General features: G+C 62.8%; 15 protein-coding genes and 2 pseudogenes. 8 read left to right on the forward strand and 9 right to left on the reverse strand.

The genetic code is table 11. The features are described from left to right. Together X744_RS162590 and ftsH are read left to right on the forward strand one after the other, a co-directional pair. Positions 1–487 (forward strand): annotated as a pseudogene (locus X744_RS162590) (ornithine cyclodeaminase); the annotation flags it as partial. Between the two features lie 1,076 nt (positions 488–1,563). After that, the gene (gene ftsH / locus X744_RS162585; protein WP_023757992.1) at positions 1,564–3,480 is read left to right on the forward strand and encodes an ATP-dependent zinc metalloprotease FtsH; all 1,917 of its coding nucleotides are present in this window, start codon (positions 1,564–1,566) and stop codon (positions 3,478–3,480) included. Positions 3,481–3,661: 181 nt separating this feature from the next. On the opposite strand, the gene X744_RS162580 is transcribed toward ftsH, so the two are convergent. After that, positions 3,662–4,147, reverse strand: coding sequence for a DUF2267 domain-containing protein (locus tag X744_RS162580; RefSeq protein WP_023757993.1), 486 nt, complete (start codon positions 4,145–4,147; stop codon positions 3,662–3,664). Positions 4,148–4,345: 198 nt separating this feature from the next. Beyond that, entirely contained in the window at positions 4,346–4,636 is a 291-nt protein-coding gene (locus X744_RS0136090; RefSeq protein ID WP_032907131.1) for a CBS domain-containing protein, read from the reverse strand. Between the two features lie 336 nt (positions 4,637–4,972). On the opposite strand from X744_RS0136090, the gene X744_RS162575 reads away from it, so the two are divergent. The 3 genes from X744_RS162575 (at position 4,973) to X744_RS162565 (ending at position 7,025) form a co-directional block, all read left to right on the forward strand. Next, positions 4,973–5,707: a phosphoribosyltransferase gene (locus X744_RS162575; protein WP_023757995.1), complete on the forward strand. Its 735-nt coding sequence runs from the start codon at positions 4,973–4,975 to the stop codon at positions 5,705–5,707. Between the two features lie 11 nt (positions 5,708–5,718). Then, positions 5,719–6,396, forward strand: coding sequence for a dienelactone hydrolase family protein (locus tag X744_RS162570; protein WP_023757996.1), 678 nt, complete (start codon positions 5,719–5,721; stop codon positions 6,394–6,396). A gap of 128 nt (positions 6,397–6,524) precedes the next feature. Then, a complete protein-coding gene (locus X744_RS162565; protein WP_023757997.1) occupies positions 6,525–7,025 on the forward strand; it encodes a DUF6496 domain-containing protein in 501 nt (166 codons plus the stop codon). Between the two features lie 55 nt (positions 7,026–7,080). Here the strand turns inward: X744_RS162565 and X744_RS1000000174975 are convergent. Together X744_RS1000000174975 and X744_RS0136105 are read right to left on the reverse strand one after the other, a co-directional pair. After that, positions 7,081–7,274 (reverse strand): annotated as a pseudogene (locus X744_RS1000000174975) (nucleotidyl transferase AbiEii/AbiGii toxin family protein); the annotation flags it as partial. 676 nt (positions 7,275–7,950) lie between these two features. Next, complete coding sequence (locus X744_RS0136105) at positions 7,951–8,274, reverse strand: DUF982 domain-containing protein (RefSeq protein ID WP_023757999.1); 324 nt, start codon at positions 8,272–8,274, stop codon at positions 7,951–7,953. 294 nt (positions 8,275–8,568) lie between these two features. Between X744_RS0136105 and X744_RS162560 the strand changes: the two genes are divergently transcribed. Together X744_RS162560 and X744_RS162555 are read left to right on the forward strand one after the other, a co-directional pair. Continuing rightward, the gene (locus X744_RS162560; RefSeq protein ID WP_023758000.1) at positions 8,569–9,009 is read left to right on the forward strand and encodes a hypothetical protein; all 441 of its coding nucleotides are present in this window, start codon (positions 8,569–8,571) and stop codon (positions 9,007–9,009) included. A gap of 143 nt (positions 9,010–9,152) precedes the next feature. Beyond that, a complete protein-coding gene (locus X744_RS162555; protein ID WP_023758001.1) occupies positions 9,153–10,292 on the forward strand; it encodes a DUF4432 family protein in 1,140 nt (379 codons plus the stop codon). 142 nt (positions 10,293–10,434) lie between these two features. Here X744_RS162555 and fhuB read toward each other — a convergent pair whose 3' ends face one another. Further along, positions 10,435–12,483 carry a Fe(3+)-hydroxamate ABC transporter permease FhuB gene (gene fhuB, locus X744_RS162550; protein ID WP_023758002.1) on the reverse strand — a complete coding sequence of 683 codons (2,049 nt, stop codon included), beginning with the start codon at positions 12,481–12,483 and terminating at the stop codon, positions 10,435–10,437. Beyond that, on the reverse strand, positions 12,476–13,351 hold the full coding sequence (locus X744_RS162545; protein ID WP_023758003.1) for an ABC transporter substrate-binding protein: 876 nt from the start codon (positions 13,349–13,351) through the stop codon (positions 12,476–12,478). The genes fhuB and X744_RS162545 overlap by 8 nt, the downstream gene beginning before the upstream one ends. A 479-nt stretch (positions 13,352–13,830) precedes the next feature. Between X744_RS162545 and X744_RS23340 the strand changes: the two genes are divergently transcribed. Continuing rightward, positions 13,831–14,178, forward strand: coding sequence for a hypothetical protein (locus tag X744_RS23340; protein ID WP_032907080.1), 348 nt, complete (start codon positions 13,831–13,833; stop codon positions 14,176–14,178). A 93-nt stretch (positions 14,179–14,271) separates the two neighbouring features. Here the strand turns inward: X744_RS23340 and ggt are convergent, their stop codons facing one another. From ggt to X744_RS162530, 3 genes are all read right to left on the reverse strand, one after another. Then, positions 14,272–16,011: a gamma-glutamyltransferase gene (gene ggt, locus X744_RS162540; RefSeq protein ID WP_023758006.1), complete on the reverse strand. Its 1,740-nt coding sequence runs from the start codon at positions 16,009–16,011 to the stop codon at positions 14,272–14,274. Between the two features lie 118 nt (positions 16,012–16,129). Continuing rightward, complete coding sequence (rhaI, locus tag X744_RS162535; protein ID WP_023758007.1) at positions 16,130–17,431, reverse strand: L-rhamnose catabolism isomerase; 1,302 nt, start codon at positions 17,429–17,431, stop codon at positions 16,130–16,132. A gap of 90 nt (positions 17,432–17,521) precedes the next feature. Then, positions 17,522–19,624, reverse strand: coding sequence for a bifunctional rhamnulose-1-phosphate aldolase/short-chain dehydrogenase (locus X744_RS162530; protein ID WP_023758008.1), 2,103 nt, complete (start codon positions 19,622–19,624; stop codon positions 17,522–17,524). Positions 19,625–19,705 lie beyond the last annotated feature (81 nt).

Raw genomic sequence — 19,705 nt, forward strand, 5'->3', positions numbered from 1 at the left:
CTGCGCATCCGGGCAGGAAGCGGTTGAAGGTGCCGGGATCATCACGACCGTCACCGCCGACAAACAGTGCGCCACGATCCTCACCGACAACATGATCGGCTCCGGCGTCCACATCAACGCCGTCGGCGGCGATTGCCCCGGCAAGACCGAACTGCACAAGGACATCCTGCTGCGCTCCGAGATTTTCGTCGAGTTTCCGCCGCAGACACGCATCGAGGGCGAGATCCAGCAGCTGGATCCCAACCATCCCGTGACCGAGCTCTGGCAAGTCATCACCACCAAGGTTCAAGGCCGCCGCGACGCCAAGCAGATCACGCTGTTCGATTCAGTCGGCTTCGCCATCGAGGATTTTTCGGCCCTGCGCTATGTGCGCGACCAACTGCAAACGACCGGCCTCTACGAGGAACTCGATCTGCTTGCCGATCCCGACGAGCCGCGCGACCTTTTTGGCATGCTGCTACGAGCGGCCACACAGCCGGCAGCTTGAGGAAGCTCACCCGAAAGCTGCCTCCGGGGCAAGTTCTTACCGTCTCGCCTCGGTTGCACTACACCTCCAGCCAAAAATTCGCCATCAATCAGGACCGCAAGGGGCAGAAGCTGTCGTGAGCCAATACGATTCTGATCGATATTGTAAAAAAAACCGCGTCGTGCCCATAGCATCTGAATAGAATGGCGCTCGGTCGAGACCGTAAAAGTGATTTCTGATTCCAGCCCGAAGCCTCTTCGATAGTGGGACTCGCGATGTAGCGCTCTCTCGACTCGCCCCCGCATCATGGGAATGTCATCGAGAGGACCGCCTAGAAGTAGCAACCGCTATCGGCTTTTGAGATAAGATGCGGTATGCCGGCGTCGTAGCGAGCAGAGCGAAGTTTGGGGAACCGAACCAATCCACAGAAATATTTTGTTGGTATTGCTGTTGGTCGGTGTCGTGACTGAGCGAACCACAACGAATTGAAAGCAAAGCCCGATTTCATTTGCTTGGATTCCGCCTCTGGGCACCATCTATTCTTCTCAAGCCGTCTCAGACAGTCTCACACAGCGCGAATTTCGCTGTGTTTTCTGCCGCTCGACGTGCTGGGCTTCTCAAGTCGTCCCACGTAGTCTCATTTCATGCGTAGGTTTTGAGGGGTACTTTTGAGGGTGTTGGGCCAGGTCGACAAGGAGATACCCTCAGAATGCCGCTGTCCGAAGTCCAAATTCGCAAGGTTTTGGCAGGCCGGCGGCGGCGCCAAAATCGCACCGTGGGCTCAGTGCTTTGTTTGGAGCGGCACAGTCTCCAATGTGGAGATCAAGGCCGCGACGCCTCTGGACAGGGATCATGGCTGTTTGGCGGTTGGCTTTGGATAGGCTTTGGTCAATTTGAGGTGCGCCTGTTCGGTTGAGCGAGCGCAATGAAAACGGCCTGGCAGGTTCACTGGGCGTGCCGGTCGGCCGAGGACAATGACCGATCCCAGGGATCGTCGGCGGCGGGTCAGGACATCCTACTTTTTTGCGGCGGACCGGGCCGATAGCGATGCCGCGCGCGCGCAGCGACCTATATCAGTTTTCATGCTGGAGGCTGCCATGGACATGAACAACAGAAAGACGCGGTTCAATATTTGGTACTGGATCGCCGCCTTCTCGGGCGTGATGGTCTTCCAATATTTCTATGCCACGACGCAGCACGTCGCGCAGATCCCGTACAGCGAGTTCGAGACCCTGCTGAACGGCGGCAAAATCGCCGAGGTGCAGGTTTCCGATCGTTTCATCCAAGGCCGCTTCAAGGAGCCACAGGGTGGCAAGCCGCTATTCATCACCACGCGGGTCGAGCCTAACCTCGCCCGTGACCTGCAGGAACACGGTGTCACGGTCACCGGCCAGGTCGAAAGCACTTTCCTGAGCGACCTGCTTTCCTGGGTTGTGCCGGTGCTCGTCTTCTTTGGCCTGTGGATGCTGCTTCTAAGACGCATGGACGGCGGCGTCGGTGGCTTGATGCAGATCGGCAGGAGCAAGGCCAGAATCTACGTCGAAGCCAATACCGGGGTGACGTTCGACGACGTGGCGGGAGTGGACGAGGCCAAGGCCGAGTTGCAGGAGATCGTGGATTTTCTGAAGAACCCGGGCGAATACGGCCGCCTCGGCGGACGCATGCCCAAAGGCGTGTTGCTGGTCGGGCCGCCAGGCACCGGCAAGACCCTGCTCGCCAAGGCTGTCGCGGGCGAGGCCAAGGTGCCGTTCTTCTCGATCTCCGGCTCCGAGTTCGTCGAGATGTTCGTCGGGGTCGGGGCCGCGCGCGTGCGCGACCTCTTCGAGCAGGCTCGGTCCAGGGCTCCTGCGATCATCTTCATAGACGAACTCGACGCACTTGGCCGCGCCCGAGGAACCACGGTCGGCGGCCACGATGAAAAGGAACAAACGCTCAACCAGCTTCTGGTCGAACTCGACGGTTTCGATCCACAGATCGGCGTCGTGCTGCTGGCCGCGACGAACCGCCCCGAGATCCTCGATCCGGCACTTCTGCGGGCTGGCCGCTTCGATCGACAAGTGCTGGTCGACAGGCCGGACAAGCAGGGTCGCATCAAGATCCTGCAGGTGCATATGGCCACGTCGAAGCTGGCGACGGATGTCAATGCGGAAAAAGTGGCCGCACTGACGCCCGGCTTTACCGGCGCCGACCTGGCCAATCTCGTGAACGAGGCGACATTGCTTGCCACGCGCCGCAAGGCGGATGCCGTAACAATGGAGGATTTCAACAACGCGGTGGAGCGCATCGTCGCCGGGCTCGAAAAGCGCAACAGGCTGTTGAACCCGAAAGAGCGCGAGATCGTCGCTTATCACGAAATGGGCCACGCACTGGTCGCCATGGCGCTGCCTGGCGTCGATCCGGTGCACAAGGTATCGATCATACCACGTGGCGTCGGCGCGCTCGGCTACACCATCCAGCGCCCGACCGAAGACCGCTTCCTCATGACGCGCGAGGAGCTGGACAACAAGATGGCGGTGCTGCTCGGCGGCAGGGCGGCGGAGTGGATCGTATTCGACCACCTGTCCACCGGAGCCGCTGATGATCTCGCCAAGGTAACCGACATAGCGCGCGCCATGGTGACGCGTTACGGCATGTCGGCAAGACTCGGCCACGTGGTTCTGGAAAAGGACCCACGTTCCTTCCTGGCCCCCAACCCGCTCGCCGGCGGGCCGCGCGAGCACGATTACGGGGAGGCCGCCGCCGACGCCATCGACACCGAAGTGCGCGGCATTGTCGAGGCGGCTTTCGAACGAACGGTGGGCCTGCTCACCGAACGGCGCGATCTCCTCGAAAAGGCGGCACGCAGGCTGCTCGATACCGAGACGCTCGACGAGAACGAGCTCGCGTCGCTGGTCGGAAAGGTTCAGCCAGGGCATCGCGCCTTTCGGGAGGACGGTCGTCGTGGGACTGCGGCGCTGCGAGCGGCCGAAACCCCGCGTGCAATGCCTCCGCGAGTCGCTGGTCCCGGAGCATAGTAATTCATTCAAAGCAGCAATGAGCCGGAAGCTGTAGACCAGCTGGCAAAGGCGCTGCGGGATCCCGGCCGGATCGAGCGATCACCGTTCCTGATCGAATGGTATTCGAGCCCCGCTTTGCAAGGCGGTGCCAAGCCGGCCCTGTCGGGAGCGCCCGTCTGACAAGAGTGAGTGGCATTTGCTATTTTCCCAGGGAGGATTGCGACCGAGAAGGCCGCGTCGGCACCGTTGGCGCCGCTTGCTGAGCTTCGGCGACGTGTCTGATCTCCCCTGGCAGGGATTCCCAGACCTTGTGCATCTGTCCTTCTCCGACATGATGGGCAAGCACCTTGGACACGACCCTGAATGCATCCTTGGAATCGACCGGACGGGTCAATTCCAGCTCCGCCTCGATTTTGGCGAGAAACTCGTCGAGCGACCGCATCTTCTCGGGAGCTTTGGAAGGCTGATATTGGTCGTAGAAGGCGCCGCGCACCAGAATCGGAAGCTGCGAGCCGAGGTGGGCTGCAAGATCCGGCTGCATGCGGTCCCGCAGCGCGTGCAGTACCGCGCCGAGAACATGCCAGGCGATCTGCCGATCCGGCCCGATCTCGTCCATGATCTCGTCGAGCCAGATATTCGTCGTCTGCAGTGTCTTGTCGAATACGTCGAGTCCGGTGGCACTCATCGAAATCCTCCTTCCAATCAAATCCGATTACGGCTGATGTGACCAAACAGCCGTGCCTGCCTGTTGTTCCCGGTGCGCGTTCCCCGGTCGGCATTCAGCGTCGTCGGCGGCTCCGTCTTGACCGGATTCGAGCTGGTCTTTCGTCTCGACGACAAGAGCAGGACCGGCGAACTCGAAAAGGAGCAGCCGGACAGTCGCCTAGCGGCGGGGATCGTCCGTCGCCTCGGAAACGCCTTCGAGGGCGATCTTGGCGGCTTCCTCGTCGGTGCGACCGAGGTCGGCCAGGGCAATGACGCCGACGAGGCGCTTATCGTGGTTGATCACCGGAAGGCGCCGCACCTGATGCTTGGCCATGATCTTCGCCGCATCACTGATGTCGGCATCGTCGAAGCACCAATAGACATGCTCGGACATGACCTCGCGAACGGTGGTGTTGCCGGCTGAGCGCTCCTCGGCGACGCGGCCGACCAGTTCGGTCCGATGACTCATGATCTCCTGAACTTGCATGGGATATTCCTCTCTCTGATTGCCGAGGCAACAAGTCGCCAAAACGCGGCCGTTGCTGAGGATCGCGAGGTTGCCGGTTCGGACGAGGCTCGTACAGATCGCCATCTGCAGTGTTCTCGATCCGCGCTAATGCGCGTGATGGCACCTCGCGATCGAAACTATTCTTGGAACGTCCAAGCAGCGAGCGAGTTCCAAAAGAGTGTCGGCGCCGCAGGCTTGTTCACGGGAGTAGCCGCAGACTAGCCGTTGAGGCCTAAGGCTCAAGCAGGTTGGGGAAGACATACTCTGGGAAAACAGATGCACGCGGATCGAAAAATCATGGCTATCGTCTTTTCAGATCGCCGCGAGGCCGGGCGGCAACTAGCCGAAGAGCTCGTTCGCTTTGCCGGGCGCGACGACGTGATCGTGTTGGCGCTGCCCCGAGGCGGCGTGCCGGTTGGCTACGAGGTCGCGCAGGCACTCAAGGCACCGCTCGACGTCCTCGTCGTGCGCAAGCTCGGCGTTCCCGGCCACGAGGAACTGGCCATGGGGGCGATCGCGCCCTCCGGCGTACGGGTCCTGAACGACGAAATTGTCGGCGGTCTCGCGATCCCGCCAGATGTCATCGACGCGGTCGCCGCAAAGGAGGAAAAAGAGCTTCTGCGCCGCGAGCACCTTTATAGGGGCGGGCGGCCCCCGCCGCGGTTGAACGGACGAACCATTATCCTCGTGGATGACGGGCTTGCGACCGGTTCAACGATGCGGGCGGGGATCAAGGCGCTCCGAAAAAGCCACGCCGCCCATATCGTCGCGGCCGTTCCCGTCGGCAGCCCCGACACTTGCGACGCGATGCGGGCAGACGCCGACGAGGTGGTTTGCGCGACGACGCCAGAGCCGCTCCTTGGTGTCGGCCGGTGGTACGTGGATTTCTCACAGACGAGCGATCAAGAGGTCCGCGCGCTCCTCGCCAAATCCGTGCCCAAGCCTGCCGCTTCCAAAGAGGTCTCGCTATCCGAAGAGGCATCGGCTGGGCACGCGGCCGCCGGCTCGGCGCGCGGCAAAAGATCAACGTAGCGGAGGTGGGTATGGACGGGGTTTCAGTCAGCGAGCAGGTCGTGCGGGTTGCCGCGGATCGCGTCACGCTTGAGGGCAATCTGTCGATGCCCCCGGATGCTCGCGGCCTTGTGCTTTTCGCCCATGGCAGCGGAAGCAGCCGCCACAGCCCGCGCAACCGCTACGTGGCCGGACGGCTGAACGAGGCGAGCCTCGCCACGTTCCTCGTCGACCTGTTGACGGCCGAAGAGGAGCGGATCGACCAAGTCACTGCCGAGTTGCGCTTCGATATCGGGCTGCTCGCCGACCGGCTGATCAGCGTCACGGACTGGCTCGGCGCCTCGCCGAACACGTCGCTCCTGCCGCTTGGCTATTTCGGCGCAAGTACGGGCGCCGGTGCCGCCCTGGTAGCGGCGGCCGAGCGGCCCGACCAGGCCGCGGCCGTGGTTTCGCGTGGTGGCCGGCCCGATCTTGCAGCGCTCGCCCCGCCGCAAGTCCGGGCGCCGACCTTGCTCGTCGTCGGAGGCGCGGACACGCAGGTGATCGCGCTCAACCGCTCGGCGCTGTCGGCGCTCCACTGCGAAAAGGAACTCGCCATCGTCCCTGGCGCGACGCATCTGTTCGAAGAGCCAGGCGCCCTGGACGAAGTCGCGGACCTCGCGAGCCGTTGGTTCTCGCGCCATCTGAGTTCGGAGAGATCGACATCCTGATTGCCGCGCCTTGGATCACCCGGCCCGGGATCATTTGCGTCCTCAACGCGTTAGGACCTCATGTAGGACAGAGACAGCGAGCACTGCCACCCGAATGGCTGTCGCAACCCTTATGTGGGAGAAAGACAATGCCGGATAAGAAAACCATCGAGAAGGCCCAAAAGGACAAACGTGAGGGCAAGTCGCCGAGCACCCAGGCCGGCGAATTCGTGCACGAGGAGATTGACAAAATCCGCCAGGGCGAACACGGCGCGCGATCGACCCAGCAGGCCATCGCCATCGGACTTTCCGAGGCAAGACGCGCAGGCGTAGACCTGCCCCCGCCCAAAAAGGGCAAGGTGAAGGAGAGCACGCGCAAGAGCGCCGAATACGCCTACGAGGCCGGCCAGGGCGAACGCAGGCCGAAACGCCGCCCGCAGGTCTCGAAAGCCGTCTCCAAGGCGCTGGAGCACGAGCCGAAGAGCACGGCGTCGCACGAGGCGCTCTCGCAGCAGGCCAAGCGTGCGGCCTCGCGCCGGACGGCTGAGGAGCGCTCGGCCGCCGCGAAGAAGGCCGCCGAAACGAAAGGCGCTCGCGGAAGGAAGCAGGCAGCGCAGAAGGCCGCCAGAACGCGGGCACACCACGCATAGCGGATAACGCGTCGGCAAGGATCGGCTGAACAGTCCCAGCCACCCAGTCCGGCTAATGCTTGCGCACCTCACTCGACCAGCGCTTCACCTCGTCTTCGGCAAGGCCTCGCCATCGTCGCCCACCAGTTCGGGCGCGGTCGTCCGGATGTCATGGGCGAGACCGACGTCCTCCGAAAACCGCAGGATGACGATATTAGCGTTCGAGAGCGAGGTGGCTCGCTTGAAGACGAGATGTTCGTCGAGAGGAGAGCCATTCGAGTTGACGCAAAGCCCGCCTGGGCATGCCCGGGCGGGCTAAAGCATGCTTGTCAGCTCTTGCAGGCGGCCAAAACCCTCAGAGCCTTGTCTGCACTCGAATAGCTCGAGTATATTTTTTTGCCGATGGCCGTCATCTTTACTCCGTCGGGCTTCGAAGAGACCACCGTGCATGTCTTCGTGCTCGTGTCCTTGGCGACCCAATAGTGAGTCGCAGCAATTGCGGGAGCACCCAACAAGCNAAGAGACCACCGTGCATGTCTTCGTGCTCGTGTCCTTGGCGACCCAATAGTGAGTCGCAGCAATTGCGGGAGCACCCAACAAGCCCATCAGTGCGGCGGCGATTACAAGGGTTCGTTTCATAGCTTCCTCCATTTTTCGTCTTTCAACAGCAGGCGCCTGCGCCAAAGATCGAGCAGCGGACGACACGACCGGACGGGTGAGCGACGAGTACGTCCGGGCGGCGAATGAACGATGATGAGGAAGCTTTGTTCCCGCCGAAATTTCTTGCCGGCCCGCAAACTATATCCGCCAGGAGTATGACCTTGCCCGGAATTTCCCGAGCTAAGGATTTCCTCGTAACCGGAGCGAGAGTTGGAAGGGACACGCTACACTCCGTGCGCTCACCATCGCCTTGCCGCACCGTCGGAATGGCACGCCGTCGACGGCGTCATTGTCGTTCACTGAATAGCGCGTCGGGTCGCAGGCCTTCGTTTATTCGGACCGAGCGGGAGGTGCCGCGAGAGTGCGCTTCCGCAGCGATGACCCCTGCACTCCTTGCCGCTTTCAGCAAGGCCTTTTGCGCGTCGCGCGCGCTGCGCCAGCCGTCCAGCGCGTCGCGACAGGCGCGCGAGGCTGCGCGCCAGTTGCGTCCGCGCGCCCATTCGGGCCACTGTTGGTCCAGGCACTCCAACGCCTCGAAGCTGCTTGCGACCTTGCGCGATGCGGTGCGGAACTTAAGGAATACGGGTTCGGAAAAGCGAACGTCGTTCATCACTTCCTCCATCTTTTTCGACGCCTTTTGCGAGCAAGCAATCGGTGCGCCATCGCGGCACGCCCTTCGAGATGGTGATGGTCTGCGCAACGTCAAGTGCACAGCCGGGCCGTCCGCATCCAGGTGCGCAAGGAGGCACGAGAGCCTTTTTCAATGGCTTGGTTTCAAGGGATTTGGTGACGTCAGTAGTGACGGCGAAATCACTTTGCTCACATCAGGCTGCTGGCGGATTTGATTTGCTTGGTGATCCCCCAACCTTAGGGCAAACTGCCTGCCGGGGCGCTAGGAGGAGAAATGAGAGCACGCGCAGCAACGCTTGGGGATCTGGAGGATGTGTTTCACGGCCTCTCCAAGCGGATGTCGGATGAATACGTGGCGGCCGGCAAGGACAGCAAGATCGCCTACGACAATCTGATGATGAATTTGAAAGAAGGCCGTGCTCACGCACTCGTTGAGGGCGACAAGGCCGTGGCGATCATCGCCTGGCATGAGAACAGCGACGCCGCCGATACGCTGTTTGCAGCGCAGGAGGATTTCTTCCGTGCCGCGACCGTTCGCTTCTGCAAGCGGCATATCAGGCACATCCAGGCGCTCGCCGGCAACCTCCCCATCCACTCGCGCAGCTGGCTCCAGGGACCTGACGTCGCCAGATGGTTTCATATCATCGGCTATGTCGAGCGTGGCCAGGAGAGCGGCGCCACTCTGTACGAGCTGCCCCCGGCCTCAGCCAAATAGAAATCGGCGCTTGTTGCAAAGCGCAGCGAGCGATAGAGCCGACGAAGCGCTCTCCCGGGGCGCCGAGACGCTCCGCCATCAGCCGTCCTGGTTGAGCCTGACGCGCTGCCGTTGATTTCCAGAGGTTTCCTGCGACTATCGGCATGCGCCTGCGACAGATCGAGGTCGAAACAATGTATCCCGAGTACTCCGATGACGTTTTCGTCGATCTCGTGCCCGAGCTGTTCGGCCCGTCGGAAACAATCGTGGCCCGCTATCGGGGACTTCTCGCCACCGCCTTTCGCTATCGATCCGGTGTTGCCGGTCTTCGGATCAGCAACGCAAAGGGCGAAATCGTCGTGCTGCCCTTCCAGGGACAGCAGATTTGGGACGCAACGTTCCTCAACCGCTCCCTGACCATGCGCTCGATGTTCGACGAGCCCGTCGCGACCCGGGACTACCTCTCGAACTATGGCGCGTTCTTCATTCACTGCGGCGCCACAGCGATGGGCAATCCTGGCCCGGATGACCGCCACCCGCTTCACGGCGACCTGCCAAATGCGCCCTATGGGCATGTGCAACTGATCGCCGGCAGCAATTCCGAAAGGCCCTTCATGGCGTTGACCGGGCACTGCCGACAGACCGTCGCCTTCAGCCACGACTATCTGATGAAGCCTACCGTGCGGCTGCAGCACGACGCCACAAGCGTGGCCGTCGACATTGCCATCGAGAACCTGAAACGCTCGCCCATGGAGCTGATGTACCTGGCGCACATCAACTTCAGGCCGGCCGATGGCGGGCGCCTGATCGACACCGTCGCCAATGATCACGCCGACATTGTCGTGCGCCAAGTGCTTCCACCCTTTTTTGAACCGAGCGAAAGCTACCTTGCCTATCGCGACGCCGTCGTAGCCGACCCTTCGCGGCATCGCATATTGACCAAGGGCGAGCCGATCGATCCCGAACTCGTGCTGACGATGAAGGCGAAGGCAGACGACGAGGGCTGGGCGCACGCCCTACAGGTCCATCCGGACCGGACAGCGGATTTCGTCAGCTTTCGCCCCGAAGAGCTCAATTATGCCGTGCGCTGGATCACGCGCGGTGCCGATCAGGACGCGCTTGGCCTCGTGCTGCCGGCGACCGCCGAACCCGACGGCTATCTTGCGGCGAAGGAAAGAGGTCGCCTGGTTCGCGTCGCGCCGGGGGAAACATTCCGCTGCGCCCTGCGCTTTGGCGCTATGAACGCGGAGGAGGCCACACAACGAGAACAGGTCATTGCAGCGTTGAAGGGTAACGGCCGGTAGCTGGCGCCCCTCACCGCGCGATTGACGGTGACCGGCAGGATCGACATGTGGTTCTCGCAGGCATGCAGCTCGAAGCTGGGGTGCACGCAGGGAAAAGCATCAAGATGCTTCGCCATCGTCCGCTCGAATTCGTCTGTGCGTCTCACCTTCGCAGCAGCCACATCAGCACCGGGCCGCCGATCAGCGTCGCGACGAGGCCGGCGGGAATCTGGCGTGGGAAGATGGCTGTGCGACCGATCCAGTCGGCGACGACCATGATCAGCGCGCCGACGAGCACCGCGCCAATGGCCTGCGGCAGCGCACGGGAAAGGCCAAGGCGACGGGCAAGGTGCGGCGCCATCAGGCCGATGAAGGTCAGCGGGCCAACGATCAGCGTCGAGGCGGCGGTGAGCGCCGCGACCATCAGCAGCACGAGAAGCCGCGTCCTCTTCAGGTTGATGCCAAGGGCTTGCACGGCGGCGGAGCCGAGCGGCAGGATGTCGAGCCAGCGTATGAAGAGCGGCGCGAGCGCGAAGAGGCAGACGGCGATGCCACCGGTCAGCAGGGCGGCGCCAATATCGACGCCATAGGTCGAACCAGTGAGCCAGTTGAGCAGCAGCATTGCGCGAGGATCGCCGGTGGCGGTGAGCACAAGGATCAGCGCATCGAACAAGGCCGTCAGTGCAATGCCAGCAAGCAGCAACCGCTCCGACGCATAGGCGGCACGGCGGCCGATCGACAGCGTCACCAGAAGAGCGCTGAAGGCGCCGATGGTTGCCGCTGCCGTCTGAACAGGGCGTCCGGCATCGGAGAGCGCAAACAGCGCCACCATCATGCCGAGCGCGGCGCCGGCGCTGATGCCCAGCACTTCGGGACTGGCCATCGGATTGCCGGTCAGCCGCTGCATCATCAGCCCGGCGAGCGCCAGCATGGCGCCGGCGCTCGCCGCGGCAAGCACGCGAGGCCACCGCCACGATAGCATTGGCCGTAGCTCGTCGCCGAAAGCAAAGGTCCAGCCATGCGGCCCCGGGCCATAGAGCAAAGCCAACCCCAGCAGCAAAAGCAGAGCCAAGCCGATCGCCGCCAGCAGGAGGTCGGGCCGGTTTACGCGAGGCAGGCGGGCGGCCGTCAAGGCCGGGGTTTCCAACCCAAGCGCAAGCCGCGGCAGCAGCCAGAGCAGCAGCGGCGCGCCGAGAAGTGCGGTGATCGCGCCGGTCGGCAGCAGGTCGCCTTGCGGTCCGGTGGCGATCTGCACGGCCTGATCGGCGGCCCACAGCAGCGCGCCGCCGACGAGCGGCGCCATCACCAGCTGCTGGCCCAGCCGTCGTGCACCGCCGATGCGCGCAAGGGTGGCTGCGGCCAGGCCGACGAAGCCGATGACGCCTACAGCGGCAACGACGAAGGCGATCAGCGCGACGGCGGCTGCCAGTCCGGCGAAGCGATAGGCGCCGAGCGGCACGCCAAGGCTGCGCGCGCCTTCATCGTCGAGGCCTAGCAAGGTCAGCGGCCGCACCATGAGGAAGATCGCCAGCGCAGCAGTGCCGATGCGTGGCAAAAGCCACAGCGTCGTCGACCAGTCCTGCTGGCCGAGCGAACCGGCGCCCCAGATGAACAGGCTGGCCAGCCATTCATGCCGCAGCACAATGAGCGCGGCACCGATGGCGCCGGCATAGAGGCTGATCACAAGCCCCGCCAGCACGACCGAAAGCGGCGACAGGCCCTTGTGCCAGGACAGAGCGAAGACGGCGGCCAGCGCCGTGAAGGCGCCAGCCAGCGCCACCCATTCGCGGCCGAACGCAAGCAGGGACGGTGACAGAAGCGTCGCCAGTGCCAGCGCCAGATAGGCGCCCGCCGAGACGCCGACCGTTTCGGGCGAGGCGAGCGGATTGCGTAGAACCTGTTGCAGGACCGTTCCGGCAAGCCCGAGTGCGGCGCCGCACAAAAGGCTGACCGCAAGCCTGGGCAGGAAGGCGTAGTGGACGAGCACCTGTCGCATGTCGGCGATGTCGGGGGCGGCGAGCGATTGGAGCCAGAGCGCCGATGGCAGCTGCACCGTGAGGTTTGAGACGGTTGCCGCTAACGCTGCCGCGACCAGCATGGCGCAAAGCAGGATCGCGCCTACCGGCTGGTTGCCGAGAAGGCCCCCTGGCAAGGCTCGGCCGGCCGACGCAGGCTTTCCCTCTTGAGCGATGGTCGCAGCACCGTCAGCCATGAGCAGCTTCCGCGCTCAGTGCCGACGCCAGGACCCGGGCAAAACGGGTCGCGGACGGAAGCGCGCCGAACATCAGGACGGCGGGAAGACGCATGATCGAGCGGTTGCGCACGAAGGGCATGGCGTTCCAGACCGGGCTTTCGGTCAGCGTGCCGCCGGCGCCCTCGGGCAAGGGTTCGAGATAGGCCAGGCGTGCGTCGCTGGCTGTCGCCAAACCTTCGATGCCGACGGTCGAAAACCCCCAATAATTGGTCTCGCCCGTCCAGGCGTTGCTGAGCCCGATACGGTCGAACACCTCCTGAAACAGACTTTTCTTGCCGTAGACGCGCACATTGCGCGGGTCCATGAAGCTGACGACATAGATCGGCTGCGCCGAAAGCGGCGCCAGCTGCTGGCGAACTTCTGAAAAATAAGCATCCGTTGCCGCGATCAGCGCTTCGCCTTCGCTTTCCTTGCCGACAAGCCTGGCGAGTTGGCGCGTCGCCTCGACGGCGCGCCGATAGGGCTGCCCGGCTTCGGTATAGAGCCCGATCGTCGTCACCGGCGCCACGCGTTCGAGCAGCGGCTTGATGCCGTCGATATACGGCACGGACAGGATGATGTCGGGCTTGAGCTGCTGCAGCAATTCGAGATTGGGCTCGAGCAGCGTGCCGACATCGGCGATATCGGCCGGCAGCGGCGGCTCGACGACCCAGGTCTCCCACACTTGACGGTCGGCAATGGCAACCGGCGTCACACCCAGCATAAGCAAGGTCTCGGCCAGCCCGTCATCGAGGCAGACTATGCGCGGCCTGCGGGGTTCGGCCGTCGCCGACGCCATACCCGCGAACGGCAGCGTGAAAAGCCCCAGTGCCTGGCGCCGGGTCATTCGACACGGATGATCGGGCATGGCTCTCGGCTGGAGCTCTCGGTCTCTCTGCACTGCGGCGCGCCTGCTTTTCGATTTGGACTCCCGATTGACTATGAAACATGAACTTAATAGTCAACATTTACGCGCTCCGACAGGCCTGCTTTTTTGCCAGACGGATTGTCAGGCGCAACCCGTCCGCCGGCCGCAGGCGATTCGGCCTGCGGGAGCCCCGTGCGCATCACGCGAAAATCGCAGTCCGCGAAACGCAATCCACGTGCCGAATCATTTTTCCTCCACGACTGCATTCCATGATAGAGGGACGGCAATCGCCGGGTCCCGGATAGCCAGAGACCCGAAGACGGCCAGGGCGCGAATCAAAAAGGCGGCTGCGAACCGCCGCCAGAAGGCGTCAAAAGACCGGTCGAACGCATCAAGGCAGTGCGATCGGGTTGCGCTCGGCAAGGCTTGATGATTTGTTGCCGCTATACGGAGAACGAATGATGCGAGAGCCTGTCGGTCAAGACGAGTATGGGTCGACCAACCCCTTCGATCCGGACGACCTGCCGACGTTGAACGCGATCGGTCCGAGCATGGGGAGCGGCAACGATTTCGAGAAATACGCCGTTGCCGTGATCATCGTATTCGGCGCGCTGATCATTGGCGGACTGATGGCCGCATCGATGGTCTTCGGGCACCGCAACGGCTTCCTCTTCGCGCTTGGCGGCGCCACGTCCGCCTGGATATCCGGCAACGCGCTGCTGCTCGACCGACCGCGCATCTACGCGCTGTTCGTCGGCATTGCCGCCGTGATGCTGATTGCCTCCACCATCACGCTGGTCTTGTGACGACCATTGCTTCTATGCGCCAACCCGCTTGAGCAGCGGGCGATCAACCCGAATCGCTACGCTGCTCCAAGCCCATCTCCAGCCTTGCCAAGCTCAGTATCCAAGCGCCTCGCCAGAGGCCGCGCGGCTGTCGATGGCGCCATTGTAGCGCGCGCCGCCGCCCTTCTCGATTTCCGCCAGACTTTTGCCGCCGATCAGGATGCCTGCCGCCTGGCCCCAGGTCTGGTCAGCGAGATCGAGGTGATAACCCATGCCGGCCAGCAGCTTCTCGGTATCCGGCGACAGACCGAACGGCTCGATATAGACCTTATCCGGCAGCCACTGGTGATGGATACGCGGCGCGTCGATCGCCTCCTGGATGTTCATGCCATGGTCGATGACATTGACGATGGCTTCCAGTGTGATGGTGATGATGCGCGAGCCGCCGGGGCTGCCTATGACCATGAACGGCTTGCCGTCCTTGGCCACCACGGTTGGACTCATCGACGAAAGCGGCGTCTTCTTGGGCTGGATGGCATTGGCCTCGCCCTGGACCAGACCATAGAGGTTGGGCACGCCGGGCTTCTGGGTGAAATCGTCCATCTCGTTGTTGAGCAGGATGCCGGTGCCATCGGCGACGACGCCGGCGCCGAAGGAGCCGTTCAACGTGTAGGTGACCGCAACCGCGTTGCCGTCACTGTCGATAATCGAATAATGGGTTGTCTCCTTGCTCTCGCCAAAACCCTTCGGCATCAGGTCCTGCGACACGCCGGCCCGGAACGGGTCGATCTTGTCGCGGATATCCTTGGCGTAGGCCTTATCAAGCAGTTTCGTGACCGGGTTGTCGACGAAATCGGGATCGCCGAGGGCCGAATTGCGGTCGACATAGGCGAAGCGCATCGCCTCGACCATGACATGGACCGTCTCGGCCGAACCTGGGCCGAGATAGGACAGCGGATACCCTTCCAGCACGTTGAGAATTTCGCAGATGATGACGCCGCCTGAGCTTGGCGGCGGCGAGGAGGTGATCTCATAGCCGCGATAGGAGCAGGTCACGGGCTTCAGTTCGCGGACGGCATATTGTTCGAAATCCGGCCTGGCCAGGATGCCGCCCTTGGCGCCACTCGCCTTGACGATGGCGTCGGCGATAGCGCCTTTATAGAAGGCATCAGGACCTTTTTCCGAAATGGCGGTGAGCGAGGCCGCAAGATCAGGCTGGATCAGCCGCTCGCCGATGCCGTAGGGCTTGCCGCCGGGTTTCAGGAAAATGGCGGCGGCGGCGGGGTCCTTCGCCAGCCTGTCGGCGCTGCCGGCAAAAGAGGCGGCGTCGCCCTGATTGAGGATGAAGCCATCCTTGGCAAAGCTGATTGCCGGCGCCATCAGATCCTGGCGGGACAATTTGCCGTATTTTTCGCGTGCCATCTCGAAACCAGCCACCGAGCCCGGCACGCCGACGGCGAGATAGCCGTCGAGGCTGGCACCCTTTACCGGGTTGCCGTCCTTGTCGAGATACATGGTCTTGGTCGCCGACAGCGGCGCCCGCTCGCGGAAATCGAGGAAGGTCGATTTGCCATCCTTGAAGCGGATGGTCATGAAGCCGCCGCCGCCGATATTGCCGGCATTGGGGTAGACGACGGCGAGTGCATAGCCGACGGCAACCGCCGCATCGACAGCATTGCCGCCCTTCTTCAAGACTTCGATGCCGACTTCGGAGGCCAGATGCTGGGCCGTCACCACCATGCCGTGCTCGCCTTTGGCCGGCGCCGGCGATGCAGCAAAAGTCAACTGTAGTGGCGCAAGCGCAAAGGCGACGGAGAGACTAACGGCGATCAGGGTTCGACGGTTGAGAGGCATGGCGGTTCTCCGGGCGGGGGGTGCGCCTAGAAGAGCCTCTCGGATCAATCGAGTCCATTCACAAAACGGTCCCTCACGAAGCAAACCGGTGAGGGGCAATATCGGCTGGGAGTTCGCCTCAGACAATGCCGCCCGAACCGCCGGCGACCGCCGGCCGTTCCGCCGCGACCTTGGCCCGGTAACCCGCCGCCCGATAGGCCGCAACCGGGTCGATGGCGCCGCCGGTCTTCAGCCTAGCCATGGCGAGAATCGGCTCGACATCGGTGCGATAGGCCAGTTTTAGCGTCTGCGTCGCCATCAACGCATCGTTGCTGTCCTGGTACCCTTCGAGCGCCTTGCGGTCGACCAGCAGCGCCTGCGCATAGGCGCGCTGCACCTCGACCGCCGACAGCATCAGGCTTTCGATCGGGTCGGTGACATTGTGGCTTTGGTCAAGCATATGCGCGGGATCAAAACCCTCGGCGCCCGAAAGCTCCGCATCGACCAGTTCGTTGAAGACAAGGAACAGCCGGTAGGGGTCGATCGAGCCGGCATCGAGATCGTCGTCGCCATATTTCGAATCGTTGAAGTGGAAGCCGCCAAGTTTTTTGAACTGGATAAGCCGCGAGACGATCATCTCGATGTTGACGTTGGGGGCGTGGTGGCCGAGATCGACCAGGCAGAACGCCTTGTCGCCCAGTTCCCTAGCGATGATGTAGTTGGTGCCCCAATCCTGCACGACGGTGGAATAGAAGGCCGGCTCGTACATCTTGTGCTCGCTGAACAGCCTCCAGTCAGCGGGCAGCCCAGCATAGATCTCCTTCATGGCGTCTAGATAGCGCTCGAAGGCCTTGGCGAAATTCACCTGACCGGGAAAATTCGAGCCGTCGCCGATCCATACCGTCAGCGCCTTCGAACAGATCGGAAGAGCACACGTCTNGATCTCGATGCATTCGAGATTGTGCTCGACCGCTTGCCGGCGCGTGCCGGCGTCGGCATGCGACAGCGAGCCGAATTTGTAGGAGAGTTTCTGGTCCTTCGCATCCGAGAAAGTGTTGGAGTTCATGGCATCGAAGCCGAGGCCAAAGCGCGAGGCTGCCTGCTTCAGCCGGTTCGGGTCGGCCTTGTCCCACGGAATGTGCAGCGACACGGTCGGCGTCGCCTGCGTCAATTGCCTGATAACGGCGCAGTCCTCGATCTTGTCGAAGATGTCGCGGGGCTCGCCGGCGCCGGGAAAGCGGGCAAAGCGGGTGCCGCCGGTGCCGACGCCCCAGGACGGAATCGCCACCGCGAATTTCTCGACCTTGTCGCGGATGGCATCGATGGCGATGCCGCGACGGTCGAGGCGCTCGCCGAGCGAGGCGTAGTCGCGCTCGAGGTTGGCTTTGCGCGCGGCGTTGTCTTTGCCGACGACGTCGGCGGAGATGATGGTTTCGGACACTGCTATTCCTCCCAAAATGCTTTCGGCCGGCGCTGCCCGTCATCCGCCTGCCGGAAGCGCTTCGGCGTCGGCGGCGCCGCCTTCAGATCATTAGCGCGTAAAACTCTGCGCATTGCCCGCGTCGACATTGATGATGTTGCCGGTCGACTTGGCCGACATGTCGGAGGCGAAGAAATAGATCGCTTCGGCGATGTCTTCCGGGAAGACCGAGCGCTTCAGCATCGAACGCGAGCGATAGTGCTCCTCCAGATCGTCGGTCGACATCTTGTACGCCGCGGCGCGCTGTTCCTTCCATTCGCCGCTCCAGATCTTCGAGCCGCGCAGCACCGCGTCCGGGTTGACGACATTGACCCTGATCTGGGCTTCCGCTCCCTCCAGTGCGAGGCATCGAGCGAGATGAATCTCGGCGGCCTTGGCGGTGCAGTAGGCGGCGGCGTTGGGCGAGGCGGCAAGTCCGTTCTTGGAGGCGACGAAGACGACGTTGCCGCCGATGTTCTGCACGCGAAACAGCCGGAACGCCTCCCTGGAGACCAGGAAATACCCGGTCGACAGGATATCCATATTCTTGTTCCACAGCGCCAGCGTCGTCTCCTCGATCGGCGCCGAGGAGGCGAGGCCAGCGTTCGACACCAGAATGTCGATGCCGCCGAACTCGACCGCCATCTCGGCAAAGCCGGAGATAACCTGCTCCTCCGAGGTGACGTTGATCGGCACCGGCCGGACGAAATCCTTGCCATAGGCTTTGGACAATTCGTCGTTGGCGCTGGCGAGCGCTGTCTCGTCGATGTCGGCCAGCACGACGCAGGCGCCTTCGCTCAGCAGCCGGTTGGCGGTCGCGCGACCGATACCGCCGGCGCCACCGGTGACCAGCGCGATCTGGCCGGCAAGAGCTTTTGGTTTCGGCATGCGCTGCAGCTTCAGATCCTCGAGCAGCCAGTACTCGATGTCGAAGGCTTCCTGCGCAGGCAGGCCGACATAGCATGAGACGGTCGAGGCGCCGCGCATGACGTTGATGGCGTTGACATAGAATTCGCCCGAGATGCGCGCCGTCGCCTTATCGCCGGCGAAAGTGAACATGCCGACGCCGGGCATCAGATAGACAACGGCGTTGGGATCGCGGATGGCTGGCGAGTCGGCGTGCTTGCAGCTGTCGTAATAGGCCTGATAGCCAACACGATAGGCCGCGACGTCGTCGGCGAGGCGCGCGATGACGGCATCGACATCGGGCTTTGCCGGATCGAACTCGATGACCAGCGGACGGATCTTGGTGCGCAGGAAGTGGTCAGGGCACGACGTGCCGAGCGCCGCCAGCGGGCGCAGATTCCTGGAGTTGACGAATTCGAGAACGGCGGGCGAATCGTCGAAATGACCTGTCTTGTGGCTCTTTTCCGAGATCAGGCCGCGGATTTTCGGCATCAGTTTCGCGGCAATGGCGCGGCGTGAAGCGGAATCGAGCGACTTGACCGCTTCGCCGCCGAAGATGGCGACGCCTTCGGAGCGGCGCTCGAACCATTCGATCGCCTGATTGATCACCGAGATCGTCGTCTCATAGCATTCCCGAGGAGTGTCGCCCCAGGTGAACAGGCCGTGGCTTTCCAGGATGACGCCCTTGGCCGCGGGATGTTCGAGGCAGAATTTCTCCAGCCACAGGCCGAGTTCGAAGCCGGGACGCTTCCACGGCAGCCAGCCGATGGCGTCGCCGAAGATCTCCCCGGTCAGCGCCTTGGAATCCTTGGCCGCGGCAATGGCGATGATGGCGTCCGGATGCATGTGATCGACAAAAGGCTTCGGCACATAAGCATGCAGCGGCGTGTCGATCGAGGCGGCGCGCGGATTAAGGTTGAAGGTGCAGTGCGGGAGGAAGCCGACCATTTCGTCTTCGTGCTCAACGCCGCGATAGAGGCCTTTGAGCGCGCGCAGCTTGTGCATGTAGAGGGTGGCAAAGCCGTCAAGCTTGATCGAGGCGCTGTCGCCGCCCGAGCCCTTGACCCAAAGCACCTCGACATCCTCGCCGGTGAGCGGGTCTTTCTGCCATATCTTCGAGGAGGTGTTGCCGCCGCCATAATTGGTGACGCGCTTGTCGGAGCCAAGCGTGTTCGAGCGATAGACCAGAAGTTCCGGCTCGCTCATCGCTTGAGCCTTGGCCTCGTCCCACAGATTGGCGAGCCGCGCGCCGGTGCGCTTGTCGAGCATATGTAATCCTCCCGAAGGCACGCAGACGGTGCGGCCAATTTTGCCCAAATTTCCACGGAAGCAGCCCGTTTGTCAATCACA

The organism is Mesorhizobium sp. LNHC252B00, from assembly GCF_000502955.1.
Classification (GTDB): domain Bacteria; phylum Pseudomonadota; class Alphaproteobacteria; order Rhizobiales; family Rhizobiaceae; genus Mesorhizobium.

Excerpts from the sequence above, each read along its gene's own strand:
- ftsH (WP_023757992.1), top strand. The coding sequence starts at position 1,564 with ATGGACATGAACAACAGAAAGACGCGGTTCAATATTTGGTACTGGATC.
- X744_RS162580 (WP_023757993.1), bottom strand. The coding sequence starts at position 4,147 with ATGAGTGCCACCGGACTCGACGTATTCGACAAGACACTGCAGACGACG.
- X744_RS0136090 (WP_032907131.1), bottom strand. The coding sequence starts at position 4,636 with ATGAGTCATCGGACCGAACTGGTCGGCCGCGTCGCCGAGGAGCGCTCA.
- X744_RS162575 (WP_023757995.1), top strand. The coding sequence starts at position 4,973 with ATGGCTATCGTCTTTTCAGATCGCCGCGAGGCCGGGCGGCAACTAGCC.
- X744_RS162570 (WP_023757996.1), top strand. The coding sequence starts at position 5,719 with ATGGACGGGGTTTCAGTCAGCGAGCAGGTCGTGCGGGTTGCCGCGGAT.
- X744_RS162565 (WP_023757997.1), top strand. The coding sequence starts at position 6,525 with ATGCCGGATAAGAAAACCATCGAGAAGGCCCAAAAGGACAAACGTGAG.
- X744_RS0136105 (WP_023757999.1), bottom strand. The coding sequence starts at position 8,274 with ATGAACGACGTTCGCTTTTCCGAACCCGTATTCCTTAAGTTCCGCACC.
- X744_RS162560 (WP_023758000.1), top strand. The coding sequence starts at position 8,569 with ATGAGAGCACGCGCAGCAACGCTTGGGGATCTGGAGGATGTGTTTCAC.
- X744_RS162555 (WP_023758001.1), top strand. The coding sequence starts at position 9,153 with ATGCGCCTGCGACAGATCGAGGTCGAAACAATGTATCCCGAGTACTCC.
- fhuB (WP_023758002.1), bottom strand. The coding sequence starts at position 12,483 with ATGGCTGACGGTGCTGCGACCATCGCTCAAGAGGGAAAGCCTGCGTCG.
- X744_RS162545 (WP_023758003.1), bottom strand. The coding sequence starts at position 13,351 with ATGACCCGGCGCCAGGCACTGGGGCTTTTCACGCTGCCGTTCGCGGGT.
- X744_RS23340 (WP_032907080.1), top strand. The coding sequence starts at position 13,831 with ATGATGCGAGAGCCTGTCGGTCAAGACGAGTATGGGTCGACCAACCCC.
- ggt (WP_023758006.1), bottom strand. The coding sequence starts at position 16,011 with ATGCCTCTCAACCGTCGAACCCTGATCGCCGTTAGTCTCTCCGTCGCC.
- X744_RS162530 (WP_023758008.1), bottom strand. The coding sequence starts at position 19,624 with ATGCTCGACAAGCGCACCGGCGCGCGGCTCGCCAATCTGTGGGACGAG.